Origin of the sequence: Cohnella rhizosphaerae (genome assembly GCF_029525575.1) — a bacterium.
Taxonomy (GTDB): domain Bacteria; phylum Bacillota; class Bacilli; order Paenibacillales; family Paenibacillaceae; genus Cohnella; species Cohnella rhizosphaerae.
This window is the reverse complement of sequence record NZ_JAPDIA010000007.1, coordinates 794,900-811,283: the sequence shown is the minus strand read 5'-3', so window position 1 is coordinate 811,283 and position 16,384 is coordinate 794,900. Positions and strand designations below refer to the sequence as shown.

8 protein-coding genes and 4 pseudogenes are annotated in these 16,384 nt (G+C 63.3%); 3 read left to right on the top strand and 9 right to left on the bottom strand.

All coding sequences use genetic code 11. The features are described 5' to 3' along the window. Positions 1–62: 62 nt before the first annotated feature. Positions 63–638 carry a nitroreductase family protein gene (locus tag OMP40_RS21520; protein ID WP_277534433.1) on the bottom strand — a complete coding sequence of 192 codons (576 nt, stop codon included), beginning with the start codon at positions 636–638 and terminating at the stop codon, positions 63–65. 200 nt (positions 639–838) lie between these two features. On the opposite strand from OMP40_RS21520, the gene OMP40_RS21515 reads away from it, so the two are divergent. Beyond that, a complete protein-coding gene (locus OMP40_RS21515; RefSeq protein WP_277534431.1) occupies positions 839–1,309 on the top strand; it encodes a hypothetical protein in 471 nt (156 codons plus the stop codon). 116 nt (positions 1,310–1,425) lie between these two features. On the opposite strand, the gene OMP40_RS21510 is transcribed toward OMP40_RS21515, so the two are convergent. Both OMP40_RS21510 and OMP40_RS21505 read right to left on the bottom strand, forming a co-directional pair. Beyond that, on the bottom strand, positions 1,426–2,715 hold the full coding sequence (locus tag OMP40_RS21510) for a translation factor GTPase family protein (RefSeq protein ID WP_277534429.1): 1,290 nt from the start codon (positions 2,713–2,715) through the stop codon (positions 1,426–1,428). Positions 2,716–3,016: 301 nt separating this feature from the next. After that, positions 3,017–3,349, bottom strand: a pseudogene (locus OMP40_RS21505) (GTP-binding protein); the annotation flags it as partial. Between the two features lie 295 nt (positions 3,350–3,644). Here OMP40_RS21505 and OMP40_RS21500 point away from each other — a divergent pair. Beyond that, positions 3,645–5,795, top strand: a complete 2,151-nt coding sequence (locus tag OMP40_RS21500; protein WP_277534428.1) for a YhgE/Pip domain-containing protein — start codon at positions 3,645–3,647, stop codon at positions 5,793–5,795. A 34-nt stretch (positions 5,796–5,829) separates the two neighbouring features. On the opposite strand, the pseudogene ppsA reads toward OMP40_RS21500, so the two are convergent. From ppsA to modA, 3 genes and pseudogenes are all read right to left on the bottom strand, one after another. Then, positions 5,830–8,446: pseudogene (gene ppsA / locus OMP40_RS21495) on the bottom strand (phosphoenolpyruvate synthase). A 222-nt stretch (positions 8,447–8,668) separates the two neighbouring features. Further along, positions 8,669–9,328, bottom strand: a complete 660-nt coding sequence (gene modB, locus OMP40_RS21490; RefSeq protein WP_277534426.1) for a molybdate ABC transporter permease subunit — start codon at positions 9,326–9,328, stop codon at positions 8,669–8,671. A gap of 12 nt (positions 9,329–9,340) precedes the next feature. After that, positions 9,341–10,193: pseudogene (gene modA / locus OMP40_RS21485) on the bottom strand (molybdate ABC transporter substrate-binding protein). 169 nt (positions 10,194–10,362) lie between these two features. On the opposite strand from modA, the pseudogene OMP40_RS21480 reads away from it, so the two are divergent. Beyond that, positions 10,363–11,365, top strand: a pseudogene (locus OMP40_RS21480) (substrate-binding domain-containing protein). Between the two features lie 591 nt (positions 11,366–11,956). On the opposite strand, the gene OMP40_RS21475 reads toward OMP40_RS21480, so the two are convergent. The 3 genes from OMP40_RS21475 to OMP40_RS21465 form a co-directional block, all read right to left on the bottom strand. Continuing rightward, positions 11,957–13,117, bottom strand: a complete 1,161-nt coding sequence (locus tag OMP40_RS21475; protein WP_277534424.1) for a response regulator — start codon at positions 13,115–13,117, stop codon at positions 11,957–11,959. Positions 13,118–13,136: 19 nt separating this feature from the next. After that, positions 13,137–13,796: a sensor histidine kinase gene (locus OMP40_RS21470; RefSeq protein WP_277534422.1), complete on the bottom strand. Its 660-nt coding sequence runs from the start codon at positions 13,794–13,796 to the stop codon at positions 13,137–13,139. Between the two features lie 636 nt (positions 13,797–14,432). Further along, positions 14,433–16,208: a hypothetical protein gene (locus OMP40_RS21465; protein WP_277534420.1), complete on the bottom strand. Its 1,776-nt coding sequence runs from the start codon at positions 16,206–16,208 to the stop codon at positions 14,433–14,435. Positions 16,209–16,384: the final 176 nt, after the last annotated feature.

Sequence of the window (16,384 nt, the reverse complement as noted above, 5' to 3'; positions counted from 1 at the left end):
AGCTTTAAGGTGCGCGCGCGCCCGAATAAACATACATGTCGGCCGCGCACCTGTTCATCGAGTTATGCCTCGATCCAGCGCGTCTTGTCCGCCACAGAAATCCGGGCTGCGGCAGGCGCCGCCATGTCCGGGTAGCCCACATAAACGAAGCCGACGATCTCCTCGTTCCCCGTCAGCTCGAACGTCTTCGCCATCTCGGGATTCCCGAGGCCGTCGCCGGTACGCCACACGGCGCCCAGGCCGGCAGCATGCGCGGCCAGCAAAAGATTTTGCACGGCGGCGTGCGCGGCCGCCCGCTCCTCCCACAGCACCGCGCGGGGATGGTCGACGGCCGGCGAGCTCACGGCGACGATGACGACGGGCGAGCGAAGCGCTTTGGCTTCCTCGCGCGCGAGGCGGTCCGCGCGGTCTTGCTCGTTCATGCCCGCGACCGCGGACTCGGCCATCGCCGCATAAGCGCGGCCGAGCGCGCGTCTGCCTTCGCCGCTCATCACGACGAATCGCCAAGGTTCGGTCTTATGATGGCTGGGCGCCCAGGTCGCCGCCTCGATGACTTGCTCGATCAATTCGCGAGCGACGGGCTCGTCTTTTACTTTGCCGATGCTGCGGCGTCCTTTAATCGCTTCCATTAGTTCCATATGTGCGATATGCTCCTTTGCGTTCCATGCGATGGAATCCATGTTATTTAGGCCACCTTGATCATAACCCGCGGCGCGCCTTCGCTTCAAATCGCTTTCCCATCCGTCTTATAATTAGGTCCGCCCGTCCTTTTGTTGTAAAATGGAAAAAGACCCGCGGTATCGGAACGAACGGAGCGGAGTCGGGAGGATGGAGATCGATGACCATGCCGGAGCAACCGTCCGGGCTGTCCAAGGAGGAACTGGCAGGCTTGCTCGGCGCAGTCCGCAAGCAGTCCGACCGCGCTCGGGATCGCAACGACCCGGAGCCGGAGACCGCGCCCGATGCGCCGAGCTCGCCCCAAACAACGACGTCATCGCCGACAGCCGCCGCGTCCGAAGGCGCGCGCGCCGAAGAAGGCCGGCCCGACGATCTGCAGATGGTGCTCGGCCACTGGGAACGAACGGTCGCAAGCCTTCAACGGGAGCTGATCGAGCTGCGGAGCCGCGTGGCCCGCCTGGAGCAGCAGCTCGGCGAACAGCCGGCGCGACAGACGCCGCCCTCCTCCCCGGCCGTTGCGGGACGCGCCGGGGAGGGCGAGAAGCCGAAGGCAGGCGCCTCGCATCCGGAGGACGCGCCGGCCACGCTATCCCGCGTGCGTACGTACCGCTCCAAACGCGGCTGGTTCTAGCCTGCGCAGCCAGCGCAAGCTAGGCGAGCCACGCTCCGGCCCTTTTCCGCCCATGATATTCGCGCCAACCGCTTCCGCCGCTCCACTTCACAAACGCCTGAACTTGCTGAACGCGCTTAAGTCGCGCTCAGCGCGCTGCGCGCCGCCAGGATGAACCTGGCCTGGTCCAGCGGGTTCACGCCAGAGCGCTTGCGCTCGGCCGCCACGCCGGCCGGCGCCTCCTGATAGCCCGCGAACGAAGCGGACAACACGCCGCGTCCCTTGGTCATCGAACCGAGCCGCGCCGGGAAATCCAGCGAGTCGGCCACGGGCAGGCGGCCTTCGATCTCCATCCGCTCGCCGGCAGGGACGGGCGCTCCGATGTCCGCCCGCATCAGCAGGAGCTCGTTCATCAGCTTGCCGGCGAATTCCGCGGGGACGGACAGCTTGAACTTGAGCACGGGCTCGAGCAGCCGCGTGCCCGTGCGCGCCAGGCCGTCCATAATGCCCATCGGCGTCGCGATGACGAAGTCGAGCGGGTGCGTGTGCCAGACATGGTGCTCTCCCTCGACCAGCGTCACCTTGAGATCCGTTACCTCCCAACCCAGCAAGCCTTGGCGCAGCGCTTCGGGCACGCGCCGGGCCACTTCGTTCTGATAGCTGTCCGCCAGACGCTCGCCGCGCTCCTTCGATTCATAGACGAGCCCGCTGCCGCGTGGAAGCGGCTCGACGAGGAAGCGCAGGATCGCCCAGCACGGCTTGGGCGCCAAGTACGCGACATAGCCCTCTCCTGCGCTGGCGGGCGTTTCCTTATAAATAACGGACGGCGGGCCGAACGTCACCGTCAGGCCGAACCGGCTCTGCAGCACGCTGGCCAGCACCTCCGTCTGGATCGGCCCCATCACCTTCAGGTGCAGCTCGCGCTCGTCCTGCATCCACTGGAGCGCGAGCGCGGGATCCTCGTCCGCCAGCTCCTGGCAGGCCGCGACCACGGCGGGATACTCCGCCTCGGATCGCCAGAACGCCTGCACCGTCAGCAGCGGCACCGCGAGCTGCCGCACGCCGGGCACGCCTTCGGCCGAGCCGACGACATCCCCGATCCTGGCCCGGCCCCAGCCGCATACGGCCGCGATATCTCCGGCTTCCAGCACGCCGACGTCCTCCCAGCGTTTGCCGTCCGCCTTGCGGATCTGCGTGATCTTGTCGCTTGTCCCCTCGGCGCCGCCCGGTATGACGTCGCGGTTCGCGATCGTCCCGCCGTAGAGACGTACATAAGCGATTCGCCCCATGACGGGATCCCGTTCGAGCTTGAACACAACGCCGGATACGTCTCCCGCGGGATCGCCCGCGGGCAGCGGCAGCAGCTCGACCATCGCGTCCATCAGCTCCCGCACGCCGATGCCCCGCGCCGACGCCCCGAACAGCACGGGGAACAGTTCGCCGCGGCGGGCCCCCCTCGCCTAAAGAAGCCTTCATATCCTCGGCGGGCAAGCTCCCTTCCTCCAAGTAACGCAGGAGCAGCGCCTCGTCGCGTTCCGCGGCCGCCTCCGCCAGCAGTCGGCCGAACGTTTCGGCCCATTCGGAGCCCTCGCCGTCGCCGCCCGCCGTCGCCCGCAGATCGACCGCTCCGGCGAAACGGTCCTCGGCGCCGACGGGAGCCTGAACCGGCACCGCCGCCGGCGACAGCAGCCGCCTGATCTGGCGAAGCACGCCCTCCGGATCTGCACCCACCCTGTCCATCTTGTTGACGTACAGAATCGTCGGCAGCTTCATCTCCCGCAGCGCTTGCCAGACGACTTCGGTCTGCGCCTGGACGCCTTCGGCGGCCGACACGATCAAGATCGCTCCGTCCATCACCCGCAGCGCGCGCTCGACCTCCGCCAAAAAATCGACATGTCCCGGCGTATCCACCAGATTCACGTCGATGCCCCGCCAGGCGAAGCGCGTAACCGCGGCGCGGACCGAGATGCCGCGCGCCCGTTCGACCTCCAGCGAATCCGTCTGCGCCGTTCCGTCGTCCACGCTGCCCGCCGCGCGAATGCGGCCGCTCGCGAACAGCATCTGCTCGGTCGTCGTCGTCTTGCCTGCGTCGACATGCGCGAAGATGCCGATATTGCGTCGGCCGCCGGCTTGCTTTTCTATCGTTCTTGCTGTCATGACCCGCAGCTCCTCCGCCGTCTCTTGCCTTCATTGTACCGCATTCGGCAAGCGCGTCGCAGCACGGCCTCCTCCACGAGATCGGGAATCGCCCGGATCTTGCGCGTATACGGCATAAACGATTCGCTTCCGGATGACGGATGACAGGCGTGCCGGATAGGAATATTAGTACTTGTTTGCCGGAAAGGAGAATTCGCGCATGAAACCCGTCTTTTCCATCTATCTCCGCGATCTCCGCCGCGCGTTCACGAATCCGGCGGCCGCGGTCATCCTCCTCGGACTCGTCGGCTTGCCCTCCCTCTACGCCTGGTTCAACATCGAAGCGTCCTGGGACCCGTATGCGCAGACCGGCGGCATCGCGATCGCGGTCGCGAACGAAGACAAGGGCACGACGATCCGCGGCACACCCGTCAACGTCGGCAAGGAGATCGCCGCCAAGCTGGCGGACAACCCGAGCGTCGGATGGACGTTCGCAGGCCGGGCCGAGGCGATGCGGGGCGTGAAGCACGGCGACTACTACGCGGCGATCGTCATTCCGGACAATTTCTCCGCGAGCCTGGCCACCATTCTGGCCTCGGAGCCGTCGCCCGCGACGCTGGACTATTACGTCAACGAGAAAATCAACGCGATTGCGCCGAAAATCACTTCGAAAGGCGCCACCGGCATCGTGCAGGAGGTCAGTCAGAGCTTCGTCGAGACGGCGAGCGGCATTTTGTTCGGCTTGTTCAACGAAGCCGGAAGCGAGCTCGAAGCCAGCCTGCCGTCGATCGAAAGGGTGAAGGCGCTGCTGTTCAAGCTTGAGGCGGCCTTCCCCGAGATCAATGCCGCCGCGGATACGGCGCAGCGCGACGTCGGGCTCGCGAGCGGCGTCGTGGCCCAAGCGCAAAAACGCCTGCCCGACGTGGCCGCGCTTGCCACGGAAGGTCAGACGTTGGCGGAGAAAACCGGCGCCCTGCTCGCTCAAAGCCGCGCGGCGCTGGCGCAAATGGGGCCGCAGATCAAGCAGGATCTGCTGAGCCTGCAGCAGCTTGCGGGCGCGGCCCGCTCGGCGACGGCGCTGCTTCAGGCCGCGAACCCGGACCTGGATGCGGCCGCGACGGCGGCGACCGGTGCGGCGAAGCGGCTGCGGACCGGCGCGGACGTCGCCGGGCGTCTCGGCGGCCTGCTCGAGCAGCTGGACGCCATGTCGGGCGCGTCGGCGCTGTCCGCGCCGGCAGCCAAGCTGAAGCAGGCGCAAGCCGGCATGCTCGAGCAGGCGAAGCTGCTCGAAGGCATCGCGGAAGCGGCCGGGCGCGGCGAAGCGCCCGCGGAGGCGCTGGCAGGCCGGCTGAATGCGCTGGCCGGCGAGGGAGAGACGCGTCTGGGCGAGCTGCTCGGCGCCTACGACGGCGAGATCGCGCCGCGCATCGACGCGGCGCTCGGCAAAGCCGCGGACGCCGCCGACAAGGCGCAGGCCGTGCTCCAGGATGCGTCGGCCGCGATGCCCGACGCGAAGCGCGTGCTCGCGGACGCGGCATCGGCGCTGACCTTGGGCGGAGCGGAGCTGGCCAAGGCGAAGGCGGAGCTGCCGGCGGCGCAGCGCAAGATCGGCGAGATCGCGGACAAGATCCGCGCGTTCGAGAAGGACAACAACCTCGCGGACATCATCAAGCTGCTGCGCCATAACGCGCAAAAGGAAAGCGCGTTTTTCGCGGCACCCGTCCTGCTCAAGGAAAACAAGCTCTACCCGATCCCCAATTACGGGTCCGCGATGTCTCCCTTTTTCACCACGCTGTCGCTTTGGGTCGGCGCCGTGCTGCTCGTATCGGTCCTGACGGTCGACGTAGACGAGCCCGGCGTCTCCTACCGTAGCCGGCACGTATACTTCGGCAGATATCTGACGCTCGGGACGCTCGCCGTGCTGCAATCGCTCTGCGTCACCTTGGGGGACATCTACGTGCTCGGCGCCTACGTCGCGCGCCCGGGTTGGTTCGTGCTGTTCGGCATGCTGCTGTCGGCGGTGTTCATGCTGATCGTCTACACGCTCGTCTCGGTGTTCGGCAACGTCGGCAAGGCGCTGGCGATCGTCATGCTCGTGCTGCAGCTCGGCGGGGCGGGCGGGACGTTCCCCATCCAGATGGCGCCGCCCTTCTTCCAGAAAATTCACCCGTATCTGCCGTTCACCTACGCGATCTCCATGATGCGCGAAGCGGTCGGGGGCATTCTCTGGGACATCGTGCGCCGCTGCCTGGCGTTCACGGCCGCGTACGCCGCCGCCGCCCTCGTGCTCGGGCTCGCGCTCAAGCGTCCGATCAACCGCCTCCTGGCCGCTTCGACGCGCAAAGCGAAGGAGAGCCGGCTGCTGCACTGAAGCTCGGCGGCCGCTGCATGAAGGTCTGTCAGGTTCAGCCTTCCAACAGCTCGATATAGCCTTCTGAGCCGTTCACGCGGATCCGCTGCCCGTCTCGAATCAGCCTGGTCGCGTCCTCTACCCCGACCACCGCCGGCAGTCCGTATTCGCGGGCGATGACCGCGCCGTGCGTCATCAGTCCGCCTACTTCCGCGACGAGTCCCTTGATCGATACGAACAGCGGCGTCCAGCCTGGATCGGTGAAGGCCGTGACGAGGATATCCCCCTCCTCCAGCGCGGCATCCGCCATATTCAGGATCACCCTTGCCCGGCCTTCGATCACGCCCGCGGACACGGGCAGACCTGCGATGGCGCCCGCAGGGAGCCGGTCCCGCCGGTAACGGCCGCGGACGATCTCGCCGTCCGAGGTCATGACGCGCGGAGGCGTCAGCTTCTCGTACCACTTGTATTTCTCTTTCCGCTCGCCGACGATTTTTTTGTCCAGCAGCCGGGTACGCGCGACCTCCCGAAGCTCTTCGAAGGTCAGGTAGTAGATATCCTCTTTTTCGTCTATGACCCCGTCCTGCGTCAACCGTTCGGCTTCTTGAAGCATCGCCTGCTTGTATATAAAGTAACGGCTGACCATGCCGTATTTTGGATACTCGCGATAGCCGATATAGCCGCGGAGCAGGTCGATCCGTCGCTTTGTCTCTTCCGCCTTCCGATCGCCCTCCGGCAAGGCGCGCAGCCGCTCCAGGAGTTCCCGCTCTTTGTCCCGCGCCTCCCGAAGCCCCTGCTCGAACTTGCGTCTGCCTTCGTGCGGCGCGAATTTTTGGATATGCCCCAGTAGGATCGGCACCAGCTCGAGCGGCCGTTCGCTCCAGCGCGTTCGGGTCAGGTCGATCTCCCCCCGCGCACCGCATGCCGTATTTGTCCAGATAAGCTTCGATCGCCTCCCGCGATTCCCGGCCGCCCGGGAGCTCGGTGAGCGCCTCTAAAAAGCGGTCGTCGACCGCACGCTGTAAATAGGCGACGACTTGCGGATACGGACGGATCGCGTCCGCCACGTCCAGCAGCGCAAGGCCCATCTCCGAGGTGATGTTGTTCGGCACGGATTGCGACAAGACGTCCGCCGCGTTGCGCTCGCCGAGCCACAGCGCCATATGCTCGTTGATCCACGCGGCGGCATCCATGGCCGTCATAAATGTTTTCGTGCTGCGCGGGTCGAACAGCAACCTTTTTAATTCCTCGAGATCTTGTAAAATAAATTCAAACAAAGCCGGCCCGGACTTCGACCGGATCGCCTGCTTCAGCGCTTCGATCGAGGCTTCCCTTTCCGCGATCAGCCCGGAGACGATCGCAGGATCGAGCTCGGGAGGCGTTTGAGGGGCCGGCGGCAGCCCGAGGGCGTCGCTCCGAGGCCCGGTCTGCTCGTCCGCCGGCAACAGCTTCAAAAAGCCCTCCCGCTCGACCACGTTCGTGAGCGCGTCCTTGATGAGCGGATCCGCTTTTCCCAATACGTCGATCATCATCGTTCTGCCTGCCGACGTCGTCAGACGCGGCGTGACATCGACAAAGAGCCTGCCGCCTGCGGTGCGCATCGGCGCGTGCGTCGTCATCAGGTAGAACGACAGTCCCATCGGTTTGATCGGATCGGTCATCATCTGTTGATGGCCAACGGACAGATAGACGCGATTTTCCCGATCAGGCGCTTCGGGTATCGGATACAACGTCGTGATCGGACGGCTCTGCACGATGTAGAAGGTGTCTCCGGCCAAACACCATTCGATGTCCTGCGGGCTCCCGAAGCGTGCCTCGATCCGCCGCCCGATGCGCGCAAGGCTTACGATTTGCCCGTCGGTCAGCACCTGCGCATGCGACCGGTCGGCGTCGATCGGCCTTGTCTCCGTCCCTCCTTCTTCCCGCCCGCGAATTTCGAGCTTTTTGTCCGCAATCCGTTTGTGGACGATTGCCTCATCCAGGACTTGGTAATGGTCGGGCGTGACGAGACCCGACACCAGCGCTTCGCCAAGCCCGAAGCCGGCGTCGATGGACAGCAGCTTGCGATTGGACGTGACGGGATCGGCTGTGAACAAAATGCCCGACGCTTGCGGGAAGACCATGCGCTGAACGACGACGGACAAGTATACGCGGCTGTGATCGAACCCGTTTTGCATCCGGTAGACGACCGCCCGGTCGGTAAACAGGGAAGCCCAGCAAAGGACGATATGCCGGAGGACGGCATCCACGCCGACAACGTTCAGATACGTGTCTTGCTGGCCGGCAAACGAGGCATAGGGCAGATCCTCGGCAGTCGCGCTCGACCGCACGGCATAAGCGTGCGCTTCGCCAAGCCGCGAGAGCCGGCGCTTCACGTCCGACACGACTTCGTCGGGAAGCGTGAGGCCCGCCACGATCCGTCTCATTTCTTCGCTGACGCTGCCGATTTGCGCCTGATCTTCCGCGCGCAGCCGCTTCAATCGGTCGAGCTGCGCTTGATACGCTTCATGGCCCGCCACCGCCTGTTGAAAGCCGAGCGTGGTAACGCAAAATCCTTCGGGGACCTCTACGTCTTCGATTTTCGATAAAGCGCCCAAATTCAAACCCTTTCCCCCGACCAACGCAAGCTGCGAAGGATCCATCTCCTGAAGGCCCAGTACGAAAGAACGCATGCCTATCTCTCCTTCATCGCCGAAATAAAAAACGTTTGACAAGAGTTTGCCGACATGGTACATTTAAATTGTAAGATGCGATACATTTGACTTTATTTACAAAAACATAAAGCAGATTGATTTTATCATCGGATCTGCCTTTCCGCAATAAAAAAAGAACCTGGCGATTTGCGCCAGGTTCTTTTTTATTGCTGCAGTCGCGAAACGCGATCCTGCCGCGTCTCACTTCCTTGTACGTCCGGTGAACAGCAGCAGCAGGAACGAGATACCGATCACCGCCGACGTCCAGGCCCACGCCATCCCGGTATGACCGGCGTCCACTGCCACATAGATCGCAGTCGGAACGGTCTGCGTCCGTCCGGGAATATTGCCCGCGATCATCAGCGTCGCCCCGAACTCGCCGAGACCGCGCGCGAACGCCAACACGAACGCCGTCAGCAACGCATGTCCCGCAAGCGGCAGCGTGATATAGCGCAGCACCTGAAGCTCGCTCGCTCCCGCGACCCTGGCCGCCTCCTCCGCTTCGCGGTCGACGGAGGCGAAACCGTTTTTCATCGTCTGGTAGACGAGCGGGAAAGCGACGACGACGGAAGCGATGACGGCCGCCCACCACGAGAAGACGACAGGCGCGCCCGTCAGCCACTCGATGAACCGGCCCGCGCCGCTGCGCCTTCCGAGCAGGACGAGCAGGACGAACCCGACGACCGTCGGCGGCAGCACGAGCGGGAGCATGAAGGCGGTCTCGACGAGAGACCGGGCTCTGAACCGGCGCCTGGACAAGAAGCGCGCCGCGACGGTGCCGAGCGCCAGCGCGACGACGCTCGAGATCAGCGCGACCTGGAGCGAGAGCCGAATGGGCGGCCAGAACGCATGCCAATCCATCGGGTGCCGCGCTTACCCGGCAGCGGCCGAGAATCCGTACTTGACGAAGACGGCGACCGCTTCCGGCGTTTGCAAATATTCGTAGAAGCGCCCGGCGGCATCGGCATGCTTCGTCGCCTTGACGACGCCGACCGGGTAGACGATCGGCTTGTATTGCGCCGGGTCGACCGCGAAGGCGACCTTCACCTTGCCGGACGACAGCGCGTCCGTCTTGTAGACGAAGCCGGCGTCGGCGTTGGCCGTCTCTACGTACTGCAGCACCTGGCGCACGTCCTTGCCCTGCACCAGCTTGCCCTGCAAGCTGTCCCGCAGCCCTGCGGCCGTCAATGCGTCCTTGGCGTAGCCGCCCGCGGGCACGCTCTCGGGAATGCCGACGGCGACCTTTTTTGATTGCGTCGCCCGACAGGTCCTCCAGCTTTGCGACGGGGGCCGCCCCGTCCGAAGGCACAACGACGACCAGTTCGTTTTTCAACAGGTTGCGCTGTTCCTGCACCAGCCCCTTGTCTACGAGCGCCTGCATGTTTTTGGTTGCGGCGGACAGGAAAAGGTCGGCCGGCGCGCCTTGCTCGATCTGCTGCTGCAGGGCGCCCGAGGCGCCGAAGTTGAAGCTCAGCGTCACTTCCGGATGCGCGGTCTCGTACAGCGCCTTCAGCTCGCCGAGCGCGTCCGTCAAGCTGGCCGCCGCGGACACCGTGAGCTCGGTCTCCTCCGCGGACGGCGCGTCGGTTGAAGCGGCCGTTGAAGATGCGGTCGAAGAAACCGACGGCGAGCCGTCGGAACCGTTCGCCCCTCCGCAAGCGGACAATCCAAGCACGACGGCCACATAAACGATCCAAATCGCATTAAATCTCATTTTTTTTCGCATAGCGGCTCCACACGTCCCCACTAATTATATCTATTTATAATTAAACATAATTATATATAACCGAATATAAACTGTAAACGTCTGCGTGGAGCGTTCCGTTCGACCGTTGTGCTACAATAGATTCAACAATTCGCCTTGCGGATCCTCGCCTATAAGGAGCTTGCCCGATATGACCGCCAGTATCTCCTATACGACCGAAGAGATCGCCCAAATGCTCAAAATATCGAAGCTGACCGTCTACGACCTGATTAAAAAAGGCGAGCTGCCTTCCTACCGCGTAGGCAAACAGATGCGGGTCGATGCCGCGGACCTGGAAGCCTACAAGCAGCGCATGCGTTCTCCCGCCTTGCAGGCGCAGTCTCGGCACAGGCAGCCTGCGGAAGCAGCCGCGGAAGCGGAGACGCGCGGCGCGCCGCCGGCGCGGTCCGCAGCTCCGTCGCAACCTGCAGGTTCGGCGATTCGGCCGCTGGTCATCACCGGCCAGGATATGAGCCTCGATCTGCTCGCCAAGCATCTCGAGCGCAATCCGCAAGCCGGCGGCATGCGTCCGCTGCGCGCCTACGCGGGCAGCCTGGACAGCCTGATCGCGATGTACCGCGGCGAGGCGGACATCGTCAGCACGCATCTTTACGACGGCGACACCGGCGAGTATAACCTGCCTTACATCCGGCGCATCCTGATCGGAGCGCCGTATATGGTCGTGCGCCTGCTCGGCCGCATGGCCGGCTTGTACGTCCGGCAAGGCAACCCGCTCGGGCTCGCGGACTGGGCGGATCTGTCGCGGCCCGGCCTCCGGTTGGCCAACCGCGAACGCGGCGCCGGCGCGCGGGTGCTGCTCGAGGAGCAGCTGCGGGTGCGCGGCATCCGCGCGAGCGGCATCGCCGGCTACGCCGACGAGCTGACGAGCCACATGGCCGTCGCCGCGAAGGTCGCGTCCGGGGGAAGCCGACTTCGGCGTCGGCATCGAGAAGGCAGCCGCGTTCGTCGGGCGTATCGACTTTATCCCCCTCATTCAGGAGAGCTACGATCTGGTCGCGCTGAAGACGCCGGCCAATCTGCCCTGGATCGAAGGGCTGCTCGCCGAACTGCGCTCCGATCTGTTCAAGGGAGAGCTGGCCGCGATTTCCGGCTACGATCTGTCGCGGACGGGCGAGATCGTTCACGAAGAATAGCGCCGCGGCATGAGAAAAGCCGCCTGCGGCCTTTTTTTTACGTAATGGCGCAGCGTACGGACTGAGGAGCCCTTATTTTTGTTCCGATCGCGATTTGCGGCCCGCTCGCGGACCCAGGTGCCTCTATTGCGGGATTAGAGGCCTTTTTTTAGCCTGGATCCGGGTAAATAACGACTCTCCAGTCCGAAACGATCGCAATTGCACCGATTTGTACGAAATAGCGTCATCTGAGTCCGGTCTTCGCTCGGCTTGCCTTCTGTTACTCCCGAGTTATCATTTGCATCTCACGCTTACCTTGCCGCCTAACGTCATCGTAAGGTTAGCAAGTGCAGCCAGGAAGGGCGATTGGACGTGCGTTACTTGACGGGACTGTCGCGTACTCCGGGCCGAAGAGGCGCTTAAGGGCGTTACCTGTCAGTTTTTCGAATTTATGCTTTCTATCCTATAAAAAAAGAGACCCGCGTCGCCGCGGGTCCAAAGGTTCTTGCTATATCAAAGGGGGGGGGTTGAGAATATCTTATCCCCTTCGGCTTAAGCGCGCATGAGCGCAACCTGAAGTTTCGCTTAAAATTCGCCGCGCGAAAACGAACCTCAGCCCCGCTTCCGCACCCGCAAGCCCTCGTACAGACTCAGCGTCATGTCCGACGCCTGGATTTGCAGCTCGTCGAGCCTCCGCTCCATCTCTTCGTACACGCGGTACACCTCGTCGTGCTTGCCGCTGCCCGCGTAAGCCTTCATCAAGGTGCGATAGGCTTCCTCGTTGTAAGGCGAATGCTGCAGCAGCCTGCGCCCCGCGGCGATCATCCGTCCATAGTCCCGCTGCTCCTCATAGAGCTGGGTCAGCCTCAGCAGTTGCGCTTCGATGGCAGCCTCGGTATGCCGGATCTCGTCGTCCGCCCATTGGTAGTCCTCGCTGCGGAACAGCCGTCCGCTATACAGGTTGACCGTGCGCTCGAGCTGCTCCGCGTTGTTGCCGCCCGTCTGCAAAAGACCGGCCGCCGCGGCGACGAATTCCCGGTAGTCCGAACGTTCGAGCTGCGGGGCAAGAGAATATTTCTCGTCTTCGTAAATGACGGCGTCCTCCATGCCCATCTGGCGGAAGTCGCGGCGCAAGTAGCTCACGCAAGTATGCAGATAGACCTTGGCCTTCTGGTAATGCTCGTCGGGCCACAGCTCGTCAAGCAGCACGTCGCGGTGAATGCGGCTGCCGTAGTGGACGGCCAGGTACGCGAACAGCTCCTTTTCCTTGGATGTCCGCCATTTGAGCCTTCCCTTGCCTTCTACGGATACTTGTATCTCGCCGAGCAGCTGCACCTGCAGCCCCGCGGGCGGATTGTCCGCCGCAATCGCGCTTGTGGACGCCGGCTCCGGCGATTCGGACTTCCTGCGGGCGACCGCCCGCTTCACGCGCCCGACGGTCCGGTTGAGCCGGTCCACCTCGAGCGGCTTGAGCAAATAATCGAGCGCGTCGTTCTCGAATGCCGACACGGCATACCGGTCGTAGGCGGTCACGAATACGACCTGCGTATCGCAAGCCGCCGATCCGAGCCGTTCCGCCACCTCCAACCCGTTCATCCCAGGCATCTCGATATCCAGAAACGCGACGTCGGGCTTGAGGCGCGCGATCTCCGCGATCGCTTCGATGCCGTTGCCGCAGCGTCCGATGACCTTGACGTCGCCCGTCTGGTGGAGCAGCAGCTCCAGCAGGCTGAGCGCATGCGATTCGTCGTCCGCCAACAATGCGGTGATCATTAAGATTTCCCTCCTCTCGCTAGTCGTCCTTGATCGGCAGCCTGACGGTGATTCGCGTCCCGACGTCCGGCGCGCTCTCGATAAGCGGCCGGCTGCCGTTGAGATGAGCGAGGCGCTTGGCGATGTTCGCGAAGCCGACGCCGTCCGACTCGCCCCCGGCGGTATCCATCAGCTCCCGCACCTGGCGCTCGGCCATGCCGACGCCGTTGTCCTCGACCACGATCTCCACCTCGGAGCCGCGGCGCTGCACCGACAGCAACACCCGTCCCCCGCTGAGCTTCTTGGCGACGCCGTGGCGAATCGCGTTTTCGACGAGCGGCTGGATCGTCAGCGGCATGACCTTGAAGGACATGAGACGTTCGTCCACGTCCATCTCGACGGCGAGACGATTGCCGAACCGTTCCTTCTCGATGTCCACGTAGGCGCGGACCAGCTCGATCTCTTTGTACAGCAGGACGCTTTCTTCTTTATGATCCTCATGGAAAATAATCCGTAAATATTTGCTGAGCACCGCCAGCAGCTCCCCTGCGCGCGGGCCGTCCGTATAGCAAAGCGACATGATCGTGCCCAACGCGTTGTAGAGGAAGTGCGGCTTGATCTGCGATTGCAAAAACGCCATCTCGCTCGCGGTCGCTTCCTTCGCGAGCCGCTTCATCGCCAGCTGGGTGCGAATGCGCACCCGAACTTCCGAAGCGTCGAGCGGCTTGGAGATGAAGTCGTTGCCGCCGGCCGCAAGCCCCGCCTCGACGTCCGCCGGCGTCGTGCGCGCGGCGACGAACAGCAGCGGCAGCTCGATCGGCGTGTACTGCTTGCGAATCTTGCGGCTGATCTCGTAGCTGCCCCCCTCCGTGCAGCAGCACGTCGAGCAGGACGATGTCGGGCCGGGCGCTGCCCTCGAGCCGTTCCAGGGCCTCTTCCCCCCGAGCGGGCGGTCAGCACCCGGTAGCCTTCGCTGATGAGCAGGTTTACCATCAGCTCCAGATGAAGCGGCTCCTCCTCGACGACGAGCACCGTATAGACGCCGCCCGCCTGCCCCTGCGAAGCCGATCCGGCCTGCGTCCGTTCGCCGATCTCCCGCAGGATGACGCCGTCGCGATCGACGTTCGGGGGCTTGGACATCGGCAGCGCCAGCTCGAAGATGACGCTGCCGCGCGTTTGTTCGCCGGGCAGCAAGCGCATCTCGCCGCCCATCAGCCGCGTGAGCTCGATCGCCGCGGCCAGATTGGCGCCGTAGAAGCCCGGCTGACGGGACTTCGAGTCCGCCGTGATCCCGGCGCCCCAGACGATCGCCTCGATCTGGAGGACGGACATATCGTCACGCCGGTGACCGCTCACCAGGATGGCCGTCAGATCGTCGAACTTCATGCTGTAGTCGATCAGGTTGGACAGCACCTGCATGAGCCGGTTCTCGTCCGCCGTCGCGTAGCGGCTCTCCGGATCGAGACGATGCTCGAGCCGCACGGACTTCTCCCGCGCCAGAAACCCGTTCACCTCGAAGGCGATCGCCACGCAGGCGACCAGATCCACCGGCTTGAGCGAGACCTCCAGGTGGCCGTCCTTGATCCGGGTAAGATCGATAATGTCGTTGACCAGATTGGACATCCGGTATGCGGTATTGCGGATGATCTGAAGCTTGTCCCGGCTCCCTGATGCGTCTGTCCTTCGGCAGATGCGCGGAGCTGTCGAGGAGCGACTGGGACAGGTTCATGATCCCTTGCAGCGGCGTGTTCAGCTCGTAGGACGTCCGCAGCAGAAATTCGTCTTTCAACTGATTGGCCGCCTGCAGTTCCGCCGTGAGCTTGACCATCGACTGGTACGTCGAGAAATAATTTTGCGCGAGCATCGCCACAATAAAGATGACGAACGAGAGCCCCAGCACGTCGGACAGAATGGAAGGCAAAAACGTACCGTCGCCCTGGTTCACGAAGGCCGAGCTGATCTGCAGCAGCAGCAGCGATACCAGCGCCATCAGGTACATCTTGATCTCGCGCTTCGAGTAGGCCGCAGGTTTGCTGTAGAGACCGAGCACGTAAAGGACAAGCGACATGAGCAGCAGCATGAATATCAACATAATCCCGTCCATCAAAGGGGCGTACACGTGGTACGGCACCCAGACGATGACGAGGCAGAGCAGTCCGATCGCGCCCGCCGGATAGAGCAGAAGGCGCCGTGCCAAGCCGGTCGCGTAAGCATATGCCGTATACACGTAAAGGAACGGAATCGCGAGCAGAACGGACAGATCCTTGATTTTCCACATCATCTCGAAGGGCATGCCTGACAGCAGCTGGAACAGCATGCGCTGTCCGTTCATGACGATCAGCACGGCGAAGCACAGGAAAAACAAGCCGAACGACAGGAATGGTAGACGCCGTTGGAAAAAGAAATAGAGCGACAGCGAAAAGATGCCGAACAGCAGAAAAATGATCGCGCCGGCCCACTCGAACATCGTCTGCGCCGCCCGGGACATCTGAACGTCGTCGGAAAGTCCGAGCCGCAGGGGCAACGCGATGCCGCCGGTCGGATATTCGTAGTTCGCGACCTGGATCAGCAGATCGATCTTATCTCCCAACGCGACGAACGAGACGGTATAGGGGAAGTTGCCCGGCTCGTAGCTCTTGCGGGATGCGCCCGGCGATCCGGAGGACGCAAGTTCCTTGCCGTCCACGTACATTCGGTCCGCGAACCGGATAACCTGCTTGTGGATGGACAGGGTCCGATCGGTCGGCTGAATGCGGACAGACAGGCGATAGGTCGCGTACCCGTAGCCCTTCATGTCTTCGCCGTTCCAGACGCCCGGCACCTGGATGTAGCGCTTGCCCGCAGGCTGCCTCCCGTTCGCGAAGTCGGCGGGCGTCAGCAGCCGATCCGGATAAAACGCCCACTCCCCGTCCAGTCTGACCGTCCCGTCTGCGCGAAAGTCCCAAGCGGACAAATCGAGCGTCCCCCGCTCCGCCTTAGGACCTCCCTTGACGGATTGATGCATCCCGAACATCGCCGCGCCGAGGAAAATGACGACGATCGCAAGGCCGATGAGGAACCGGTCGAGTCCGCCCGCTATATTCTTGATGCCCTGCACACCCACGTTCTTCACCGCGCCCGCCGTCGAATTTGTTGCCGTCGATTAACAACTTTGTCGTTTTATACTCTATTGTAATTCCGATCGACTGTTATAGGTAGACTTTTATAGATGACTCGCCCTGCGCTTCGGCTCCCCTTCCGGGCGCAGCGTTTACTCTCTATTTTTACATCAAAGCGCTTAACAGCCGC

Bases quoted from the DNA above. Each gene is read 5' to 3' on its own strand.
- OMP40_RS21520 (WP_277534433.1), bottom strand. From the start codon at position 638: ATGGAACTAATGGAAGCGATTAAAGGACGCCGCAGCATCGGCAAAGTA.
- OMP40_RS21515 (WP_277534431.1), top strand. From the start codon at position 839: ATGACCATGCCGGAGCAACCGTCCGGGCTGTCCAAGGAGGAACTGGCA.
- OMP40_RS21500 (WP_277534428.1), top strand. From the start codon at position 3,645: ATGAAACCCGTCTTTTCCATCTATCTCCGCGATCTCCGCCGCGCGTTC.
- modB (WP_277534426.1), bottom strand. From the start codon at position 9,328: ATGGATTGGCATGCGTTCTGGCCGCCCATTCGGCTCTCGCTCCAGGTC.
- OMP40_RS21475 (WP_277534424.1), bottom strand. From the start codon at position 13,117: ATGATCACCGCATTGTTGGCGGACGACGAATCGCATGCGCTCAGCCTG.